This window comes from Pedococcus cremeus, from assembly GCF_900111375.1.
GTDB lineage: Bacteria > Actinomycetota > Actinomycetes > Actinomycetales > Dermatophilaceae > Pedococcus_A > Pedococcus_A cremeus.
On the sequence record NZ_FOHB01000010.1, the window covers coordinates 151,797 to 161,067 of the forward strand.

The following is a 9,271-nucleotide window of genomic DNA, read 5'->3' on the forward strand; positions in this document are numbered from 1 at the left end:
CCTCGAGGAAGCGCCCGGCGGGTGTCGGCTGGGGCGGCGACGCCCCGACGCCTCAGTGCAGGACGACGGGGGCGGCGGCCGCCTGGTCGTCGAGGAGGTGCGACTCCTCCTTCTTCCGCGGCAGGAACAGCGCCGGGATCATCGTCAGCGTCACGAGGATGGCAGCCACCAGGAACGTCTGGGCGAACGCGTCCGCCGCGTCGGCCAGGCCCTTGGCCACGACGGCCTGGCCGCCGATCTTGTCGACCAGCGAGGGGTCGCGCTGCGTCGCCATGGCGGGTCCGGCGAGCTTGGACTCCTTGAGGTTGTTGGTGAGGATCACCGACATCACCGCCACGCCGACCGAGCTCGCGATCTGCTGGGTGATGTTGAGCAGGGTCGACCCGCGGGCCACCTCGTGCGAGGTGAGCGTCTTCAGCGCGGTGGTCATGATCGGCATCATCGTGCCGCCCATGCCGAGGCCCATGACGAAGAGCACCGCGATGATCTGCGGGTAGGGCGTGGTCGAGGTGATCTGCGTCATCGCGAACATGCCGGCGATGATGCCGAGCAGGCCGAACGGCACGATCCGGCCCACGGGGAAGCGGTCGACCAGGGCCCCGGCGATCGGCATGGTCACCATCGCTCCGATGCCCTGGGGTGCCACGAGCAGCCCGGCGTCGAGGGTCGACTCGCCGCGCACCGACTGGAAGTACGTCGGAACGAGCAGCAGCCCGCCGAAGAAGGCGGCGCCGAACATGAACATCGTGATGAGGGAGACCGTCAGGTTGCGGTTCCGGAACAGGCGCAGGTCGAGCAGCGGGTGCTGCGGGCGGAACGAGTGCCAGACGAACGCCAGCATGAGCACGATGCCGATGCCCATGGTCACGTAGACCTCGGGGTTGTTCATGGTGCCGTGCTCGGGAATCGAGGAGATGCCGTAGAGGAACAGCGCCAGGCCGGGCGACATGAGCAGCACGCCGACCACGTCGAGCGACTCCGACGGCTCGGTGTGGTCCTTCGGCAGGGCGAAGAAGGCGTAGATGGCGGCGATCGCGCCGATCGGCACGTTGATGAGGAAGATCCAGTGCCAGCTGTAGTGCTCGATCAGCCAGCCGCCGAGGATCGGGCCCATGATCGGGCCGAGCAGCATCGGCACGCCGAGGATCGCCATGAGGCGACCCATCCGGTGCGGGCCGGCGGCCCGGGTCATGATCGTCATGCCCAGCGGCATGAGCATGCCGCCGCCGAGGCCCTGCAGCACGCGGAACCCGATGAGCATCTCGATCGAGGTCGCCGTCGCGCACAGCGCCGAGCCGGCGGTGAAGAGGACGATGGCCATGATGTAGAGCCGCTTGGTGCCGAACCGGTCGGCGGCCCAGCCGGTGAGCGGGATGACCGTCGCCAGCGCGAGCGTGTAGGCCGTGACCGTCCAGGCCACGGTCGAGTAGGCCAGGGGCTGGTCGGGGGTCTCGGCGAAGACGGTCTGGAAGACCGGCAGGGCGACGTTGACGACGGTGATGTCGAGGATCGACATGATGGCGCCGAGCACGACGACGCCGGCCACCTTCAGGACGGCGGCGTCGATGTTGTCGGGGTACTGCGGGGCGGGTGGTGCGGTTGCGGACACGACGGTGCTCTCTTCAGGAGGCAGGGTTGGCGGCGCCCAGTGGGCGGGGAGGCGCACGTCGCTGTGCGCGAGTCAACCAACGATGCTAGGCGAGCGACCCGGCCCCGGTCCTGCGAATTTCCTCAGTGCGTGATGGGGAGGGCCTGCAGCACCCGCACGGCGACCTCCTCGTCGCCCTGCACCGTGTAGTGGATGTCGCCGAGCGAGCCCCGCCCGGCGGCCCGGCGCGTGATGGCGTCGGTCGACAGCGTGATGCTGGTGACCTGCCCGTCCTCGGGGTGCTCGTGCACCGTGCCGGTGAAGAGTGGCGTGCCCAGGGGGCTGCCGTCCTCGGCGACCTCGACCCGGACCCCCGCGCGGCCCACGACCGGGCCCGTGATGTCGAAGATGACGATGTTGCCGGGGTCGATGCCGGCGTCCCGGGCGACCAGCCTCGGCAGCTCGGTGCAGAGGGTGTCCATGAAGATGGCCGCCCCGGGTGCGTCGAGGCCGCCCGGGCGGCCGAGCGCCTGGCGCATGTCCTGCTCGTGGGTCCAGACGTCCATGATCCGTTCGCGCAGCACCTCGCCGGCCGGTGCCGGGCCGCCCACGCCCTTGACCTCGGTCTCGAGGGTCAGCTCAGGGTCGTCGAGCTGCATCATCCGCTTGGCGAGCACACCCTCGAGCTCGTCGACCACCTTGGAGCCGATCATCCGGCGCCGCAGCTCGACCATGGACTCGCGGGCGCGGTCGCGCTCGGTGCGCACGTGCCGGTAGTCGGGGACGGGCACGCGGGGCAGAGGTGAGCCGCTCAGCCACTGCTCCACCCCCACCACGTGGGAGACCTGGTCCTTGACCGTCCACCCGTCGTAGACCGTCGGCTTGTCGAAGTCGCGGTCCGAGCAGGAGCGGCCGATGTCGATGACCGCCTGCACGGTCTGGCAGTAGGCCTGGACCAGCCCGGGAAGGTCGTGGGGTGCTGCCGGGTGGAGAGGCATGCCCCCACCCTACTTAGGCTGGGCACCATGTCCTCCCCGAGCAGTACGACCGCCCCGGCACGGGTGCCCGCCGCGGTGCTGGCTGGGTCCGCGTTCGCCGCGGTTCTCGTGGCCGCCGTGATCGGGGGCGCAGCCGCGCCCCTCGCCATCGGCGACCCGGGCGCGGTGGTCCGCTGGGGGACCCTGCTCGTGCGGGTGGTGCACGACCTGGCCGCCGCGGCGACGGTCGGGCTGCTCCTGCTCGCGGCCTTCCTCACCCCGGAGACCACGCGCACCAACCGTCGGCTGACGGCCACCCGGGCCGCGGCGGTGACGGCAGCCGTCTGGGCGGTGGCCGGGCTGGTCGGGATGCTGTTCACGTTCGCCTCACTGGCCGGCATACCGCTCTTCGGCCAGGGCTACCTCATGCAGCTGACCACCTTCGTCTGGGACCTCGAGGTCACCCGGGTGGCGGTCATCAGCGCCGCCCTGGCTGCCGTGGTCGCCGCCGGTGCCGCGGTGGCCCGCAGCCGCGCCGCGATGGCGTGGCTCTCGCTCCTCGCCGTGCTCGCGGTGCTCCCGCTGGCCCTCGCGGGCCACGCCGCAGGTGCTGCGGACCACGACGTCGCCGTCAACGCCCTGGCGGTCCACCTCGTCGGGGTCGTCGTGTGGGTCGGCGGCCTGCTCGCGCTCGCGGTGATGCGCCCGCGGCTCGGCGACGACCTCGGTGTCACGGTGCAGCGCTTCTCCGCCGTGGCTCTCTGGTGCTTCGTGGCGGTGGCCCTCTCGGGCGTGCAGAGCGCGTGGATCCGGCTGGGCTCGCTCGGTGGGCTGGCCACGGCATACGGGCTCCTGGTCATCGCCAAGGTGACGGCCCTGGTGCTGCTCGGGTATGCCGGTTGGCGCCACCGCCGCACGATGGCCCACCGCCTGCGTGCCGACGGCGGCGACGCCGCCGCGTTCCTGCGACTGGTGCTCGGCGAGCTGGTCGTGATGGGTTTCGCGGTCGGTGTGGCCGTCGCCCTGGCCCGCTCTGCCCCACCCGTGCCCGACACCGCGATGGCCGAACCGAGCCCGGCCGAGCTCCTGACCGGCTACCCGGCCCCGGGGCCGCTGACGCCGGCTGCCTGGTTCACCACCTGGCGGGTCGACTGGCTCTGGCTGACCGTGGCGCTCGTGATGGCCGGGGTCTACGTCGCCGGGTGGCTGCGGCTGCGCCGGCGAGGCGACGCGTGGCCGGTGTACCGGGTCGTGCTGTGGGTGCTGGGCTGGGCGGTCTTCGTCTACGCCACGTCCGGCGGACCGGGCGTCTACGGCCGGGTGCTCTTCTCCGCACACATGGTGATGCACATGGCCGTGGCCATGATCGTGCCCCTGCTGCTCGTGCCCGCGGCACCGATCACCCTGGCGCTGCGCGCACTGCCCTCGCGGCCCGACAAGACGTGGGGCCCGCGGGAGGTCATCCTCCAGCTGGTGCACTCGCGCTACCTCGGCCTGCTGGCCAACCCCGTCGTGGCGGCCGCGCTGTTCTTCTTCAGCCTGGCGATCTTCTACTACTCGCCGCTGTTCGACCTCGCGCTGCGCACCCACACCGGGCACGTCGCGATGATGGTGCACTTCCTGCTCTCGGGCTACCTGTTCGTCTGGGTGCTCGTCGGCATCGACCCCGGGCCGAAGCGGTGGTCACCGCTGCTGCTCGTCGTCATCCTCTTCGCCACCATGGCCTTCCACGCGTTCTTCGGCGTGGTCATGACGAGCGGCACGGAGCTGCTGGCGGCCGACTTCTTCACCCGGCTCCACCTGCCGTGGGCGCTGGACCCGCTCGCCGACCAGCAGCGGGCCGGAGCCATCGCGTGGGGTGTCGGTGAGGCGCCCACGCTCATCCTGGCCCTCATGGTGGCCGCCGCTTGGGTGCGCACCGACCGGGCCGAGGCCAAGCGTCGCGACCGCCAGGCGGACCGCGACAACGACGCCGAGCTCACGGCCTACAACGCACACCTCGCCGAGCTGGCCCAGCGGCACCGCCGTTCGGCGGAGGCGGAGGCGGACAGGAGGGAGAAGCCATGAGGGTCGCGGTCATCCAGGTCGGCTACGGCGACGCCGAGCCGGTGCAGGAGCGCGTCGAACGGGTCGCGGCGCTGGTGCGCGAGCAGGCGGGTCACGACCTCGCCGTGCTGCCCGAGCTGTGGGCGCCAGGCGGGTTCGCCTACCGGGAGTGGGACGCGCGGGCCGAGCCGGTCGACGGCCCCACCGCGCAGGCCATGGCGGCCGCCGCCCGCGACGCCGGGGTGATGCTGCACGCCGGCTCCATCGTGGAGCGGCCGACCACGGGCGAGCACGGGCCCGAGGGCCGCGGGCTGTGGAACACCTCGCTCGTGTTCTCGCCGGCCGGGGAGCTGGTCGCGACCTACCGCAAGATCCACCGGTTCGGCTTCGGCGCCGGCGAGCCGAAGCTCATGGACGCCGGCGAGGACGTCGTGCTGGTCGACCTGCCCGGCGGCCAGGGGCGAGCCGGCCTGTCCACCTGCTACGACCTGCGCTTCCCCGAGCTCTACCGCCGACAGCTCGACGCCGGCGCCACCGCGTTCGTCATCCCGGCCGCCTGGCCGATGGCCCGGGTGCGGCACTGGACGCTGCTCGCCCACGCCCGCGCCGTCGAGGACCAGTGCCTCGTCATCGCCTGCAACACCGCCGGCACCCACGCGGGCACCGAGATGGGTGGGCACAGCCAGGTGGTGCTGCCGACCGGCGAGGCGCTCGCCATGGCCGGAGCCGAGGAGCAGGTGCTCAGCGTCGACGTCGACCTGTCGGTGGTCTCCGACTACCGGGCCTCGTTCCCCGTGTTGGAGGACCGCCGCCTCTGACGGGGCTACCGGCCGGGCCCTCCGCCGAGCCCTCCGCCGGCCCCTCCGCCGGGCCCTCTCGGCCGGGCGCACGACCCCGGCGGGCGGGTGGGCAATAGCCTGTCGTCCCGTGGGTGTCGAACAGGAGCGCGCCGAGGCCGTGCAGCGGTATGCCGCGATGCAGCCGGAGCTGCGGGTCGCGGCCGACCAGTTCGTCGCCCTGGTGACGGCACTCCTCGACGACGCGGGCATCAACTACGTCAGCGTCACCGGTCGGGCCAAGAGCGTGGCGTCGTTCGCCGGCAAGGCCGAGCGCGTGGTCGACGGTGAGCCCGTCTACAGCGACCCGCTTACCCAGATCACCGACCAGCTCGGGGTCCGGGTCGTCACCTACCTGCAGGAGGACGTCACGGCCGTCGCAGGCCTCCTCGCCGAGCAGTTCAGCGTGCTCGACGACCGCGACATGGGCCAGGAGACCGCCCAGGAGGGGCGCTTCGGGTACGCGAGCCGCCACCTGCTGGTGGCGGTGGACCCGGTGAAGGGGGTGCCCGCGGCATACGAGACCCTGCGCGGGCGCAGCGCGTCCGTGCAGGTGCGCACGATCCTCCAGCACGCCTGGGCGGAGTTCGAGCACGACGTGCGCTACAAGGGCACCATCCCCGAGGAGCACGTGCCCGACCTGGACCGCCGTTTCACCCTCGCTGCCGGGCTCCTGGAGCTCGCCGACCGTGAGTTCTCCGCCATCCGCGACCGGTTGCAGGCGACCATGGGCCACCAGCGCCTCGTGGCCCACGCCGACGACCCCCGCATCAGCGCCTCGGACCTCGCGACCTTCCTCGCCGGCCAGTTCCAGGACTCCGGCTGGTCCCGCACCGACCACTACGAGTGGATCTCCGGCCTCCTGCTCGAGCTCGGCATCACCTCGCTCGGGGAGCTCAGGGGGCTGTTGTCCTCGATCGACACCCCGGGGATCAACGCCCGCATGGCCTACCGGTACCCCGCCGGCGCCGTCCGCAGGCTCGACGACGCGCTGCTGGCGGTCTTCGGCAGCCGGTACCTCGCGCTGCACGGCAACGCCCACCGCGAGGCCGCCCTGCGAGTGCGGCTCGAGAAGCTGCGCGGCACCCCGTCGGGATGAGCCCGCCATCTCCGTGGAGCGCCGAGCCCTCGACGGAACAGCCCCCGGCGGGAAGAGCAGCGGACCGGGCCGTGTTGGCACCCTCGTGACCGCCTCCCTCCGCTCCGTCTCCCGCCTGCGTGCCCCCGAGCTCACCGGCCGCGGCTGGCTCAACACCGGTGACAAGGACATCTCGCTCGAGGAGCTGCGCGGGCGCATCGTCGTCCTGGACTTCTGGACCTTCTGCTGCGTCAACTGCCTGCACGTGCTCGACGAGCTGCGGCCGCTGGAGGAGAAGTACGCCGACTCCCTCGTGCTCATCGGCGTGCACTCGCCGAAGTTCGAGCACGAGGCGGACCCGGACGCCCTCGCGGCCGCCGTGGAGCGGTATGCCGTGCACCACCCGGTGCTCGACGACCCTGAGCTCGCCACGTGGCAGGCCTACACCGCCCGCGCGTGGCCGACCCTCGTCGTCATCGACCCGGAGGGCTACATCGTCGCCTCCATGTCCGGTGAGGGGCACGCCCACGGGCTCTCCGTGCTGATCGAGGAGCTCATCGCCGAGCACACGGCCAAGGGCACCCTGCGGCAGGGCGACACCCCGTATGCCGCGCCGCCGGCTCCGGTGACCGCGCTGCGGTTCCCCGGCAAGGCGGCCACCCTGCCGGACGGCTCGTTCCTGGTGTCGGACACGACGCACCACGAGGTCGTGCAGCTCGAGGCCGACCTGGTCACCGAGCGTGCCCGGTTCGGCGGTCCCGGCGTCCTGAACGAGCCCCAGGGTGTCCTTGTGCTGCCGGTCGAGACGGCTTCGCGCGTCGGTTACGACGTCGTCGTCGCCGACTCGGTCAACCACCAGGTGAAGGGCCTGCGGCTCGCCGACGGCTCGTTCACGGTGCTTGCCGGCACCGGCCGCCAGCTGCGCGAGCGGTCCGGCAGCGGCCCTGCCCTGAAGCAGGACCTGTCGACCCCGTGGGACGTCGCGTGGTTCATCGACCGCGTCGTCGTCGCGATGGCCGGCACCCACCAGCTGTGGGCCCTGCACCTGGGCGCCGACCCGGCCGACAACACCGTGGCCGTGCTCGGCGGCACCTCGAACGAGGGCCTCCGCGACGGGGCTGCGGACGAGGCGTGGTTCGCCCAGCCGTCCGGCCTCGCCACCTCCGCCGACGGCTCGCGCCTGTGGGTGGCCGACTCGGAGACGTCCGCGCTGCGCTCACTCGACCTCACCGACGACGGCTTCGTCGTGGAGACCCACGTGGGACAGGGACTGTTCGACTTCGGGCACCGTGACGGTGCCGCCGACCACGCGCTGATGCAGCACCCCCTCGGCGTCACCGTGCTGCCGGACGGGTCGGTCGCGGTGAGCGACACCTACAACGGCGCCATCCGCCGCTTCGACGCGGTGGCCCGCGAGGTCTCGACCCTGGCCACCGGCCTGCGCGAGCCGAGCGACGCCGTGGTCGAGACCGACGGCGAGGGCACGCGTCTCGTGGTCGTCGAGTCGGCCGCGCACCAGCTGGTGCGGATCCCGCTGCCGGAGAAGGCCCAGCGCGTCGACGGCCTGGCCCGTCAGACCCAGCGCCCCCGGCAGGAGGTCGCTCCCGGTGCGGTGCACCTCCGGGTGAACTTCACCCCGCCCACGGGCCAGAAGCTCGACTACCGCTGGGGCGACCCCACCCGGCTGGTGGTCTCGGCAACGCCGGCCGCGCTGCTCACCGAGGGTGAGGGCAGCGCCGAGGGCCTGACCCGCGAGCTCGTGCTCGACCCGTCGGTCGGTGACGGGGTGCTGCACGTGTCGGTGCAGGCCGCGGCCTGCGACGGCGACCCCGACACCGGCGAGGTGCCTGAGCACGCCGCCTGCCACCTCTACCAGCAGGACTGGGGCATCCCGGTCGTGCTCGTGGAGGGCGCACCGGCCGAGGTCAGCCTCGACCTCCGCGGTGTCTGACGGCATACTCGCCACACCAGGCCGCCGCGGGGTGGCTGAACGGGGGACGTGGTCATGGGCATTGTCGAGGTCGTGCTGCCGATTCTGATCGTGTTTGCGGTGATCGCCGTGGTGGTCGTGCTCGTCGACCGGCGTCGCCGGACTCCCGGAGACACCGAGAGCTACGACCGGCTCACCGACTCCCCCCGACCGCCCGAGGCGCACCGGCCGTGGGGCGTGAACGACACGTACCACCACTGACGCCCGGCTTCGCGCACGGTTGTGGCCCCGTCGTGGCCGGCGAGGTGTGGGGCGGGGTCACGCTGGTTCGGTTGCGGTGTTGCTGGCGGCGCGTCGGGCGAGGAGGTCGTCGTAGGAGCCTCGGGTGAGGTCCCACTCGACCCGTTCCCCGAACGACCCCTGCACGACGCGGCCGGCCAGGCGGCGGGTGTGGACGATGTTGTGGTGCCGCTCGCAGAGCAGTGCCCCGTTGTCGAGGTCGGAGGGTCCGAGGTCGGCCCAGTGGACAAGATGATGGGCGTCGGTCCACTGCGGGGGTGCCCCGCAGCCGGGATACGTGCAGCCGCCGTCGCGGAGCCACAACCGTTTGGTCTGGGCGTCGGTGAAGAAGCGCTTCTCCAGGCCCCAGTCGAGGACCTCGCCGTCACCGCCGAGCACGACCGGGATGACGGACCCGTCGCAGCACAGCCGCCGAACGGTCTCGGGGGGCAGGTGGGTGCCGGCATCGAGCCCACCGAGGGTGGTGGCGGCCCCGAGCCGGTCCTTGAGGTCGTCGTAGCTCATGGTGAGCAGCAG

At 72.2% G+C, this 9,271-nt stretch carries 8 protein-coding genes; 5 read left to right on the forward strand and 3 right to left on the reverse strand.

Annotated elements, in window-relative coordinates:
• Positions 1 to 52: 52 nt before the first annotated feature.
• On the reverse strand, positions 53 to 1,609 hold the full coding sequence (locus BMW78_RS18085; RefSeq protein ID WP_091762566.1) for a DHA2 family efflux MFS transporter permease subunit: 1,557 nt from the start codon (positions 1,607 to 1,609) through the stop codon (positions 53 to 55).
• Between the two features lie 122 nt (positions 1,610 to 1,731).
• A complete protein-coding gene (locus BMW78_RS18090) occupies positions 1,732 to 2,586 on the reverse strand; it encodes a maleylpyruvate isomerase family mycothiol-dependent enzyme (RefSeq protein WP_091762568.1) in 855 nt (284 codons plus the stop codon).
• 27 nt (positions 2,587 to 2,613) lie between these two features.
• Between BMW78_RS18090 and BMW78_RS18095 the strand changes: the two genes are divergently transcribed.
• The 5 genes from BMW78_RS18095 (at position 2,614) to BMW78_RS18115 (ending at position 8,716) form a co-directional block, all read left to right on the forward strand.
• Complete coding sequence (locus tag BMW78_RS18095) at positions 2,614 to 4,632, forward strand: bifunctional copper resistance protein CopD/cytochrome c oxidase assembly protein (RefSeq protein WP_091762569.1); 2,019 nt, start codon at positions 2,614 to 2,616, stop codon at positions 4,630 to 4,632.
• Positions 4,629 to 5,429, forward strand: a complete 801-nt coding sequence (locus tag BMW78_RS18100; RefSeq protein ID WP_091762571.1) for a carbon-nitrogen family hydrolase — start codon at positions 4,629 to 4,631, stop codon at positions 5,427 to 5,429. Before BMW78_RS18095 ends, BMW78_RS18100 begins: the two co-directional genes overlap by 4 nt.
• 109 nt (positions 5,430 to 5,538) lie before the next feature.
• The gene (locus BMW78_RS18105) at positions 5,539 to 6,546 is read left to right on the forward strand and encodes a GTP pyrophosphokinase (RefSeq protein WP_281247102.1); all 1,008 of its coding nucleotides are present in this window, start codon (positions 5,539 to 5,541) and stop codon (positions 6,544 to 6,546) included.
• Positions 6,547 to 6,631: 85 nt separating this feature from the next.
• Positions 6,632 to 8,476: an NHL domain-containing thioredoxin family protein gene (locus BMW78_RS18110; RefSeq protein WP_091762573.1), complete on the forward strand. Its 1,845-nt coding sequence runs from the start codon at positions 6,632 to 6,634 to the stop codon at positions 8,474 to 8,476.
• A 54-nt stretch (positions 8,477 to 8,530) separates the two neighbouring features.
• Positions 8,531 to 8,716 carry a hypothetical protein gene (locus BMW78_RS18115; protein ID WP_091762575.1) on the forward strand — a complete coding sequence of 62 codons (186 nt, stop codon included), beginning with the start codon at positions 8,531 to 8,533 and terminating at the stop codon, positions 8,714 to 8,716.
• A 57-nt stretch (positions 8,717 to 8,773) separates the two neighbouring features.
• Here BMW78_RS18115 and BMW78_RS18120 read toward each other — a convergent pair.
• The coding region (locus BMW78_RS18120; RefSeq protein ID WP_143056326.1) for an HNH endonuclease signature motif containing protein at positions 8,774 to 9,271 on the reverse strand (498 nt) is incomplete at its 5' end.

What these genes read in the sequence shown, in the direction of transcription:
- BMW78_RS18090 (WP_091762568.1), bottom strand. Translation starts at nt 2,586, where the DNA reads ATGCCTCTCCACCCGGCAGCACCCCACGACCTTCCCGGGCTGGTCCAG.
- BMW78_RS18095 (WP_091762569.1), top strand. Translation starts at nt 2,614, where the DNA reads ATGTCCTCCCCGAGCAGTACGACCGCCCCGGCACGGGTGCCCGCCGCG.
- BMW78_RS18100 (WP_091762571.1), top strand. Translation starts at nt 4,629, where the DNA reads ATGAGGGTCGCGGTCATCCAGGTCGGCTACGGCGACGCCGAGCCGGTG.
- BMW78_RS18115 (WP_091762575.1), top strand. Translation starts at nt 8,531, where the DNA reads ATGGGCATTGTCGAGGTCGTGCTGCCGATTCTGATCGTGTTTGCGGTG.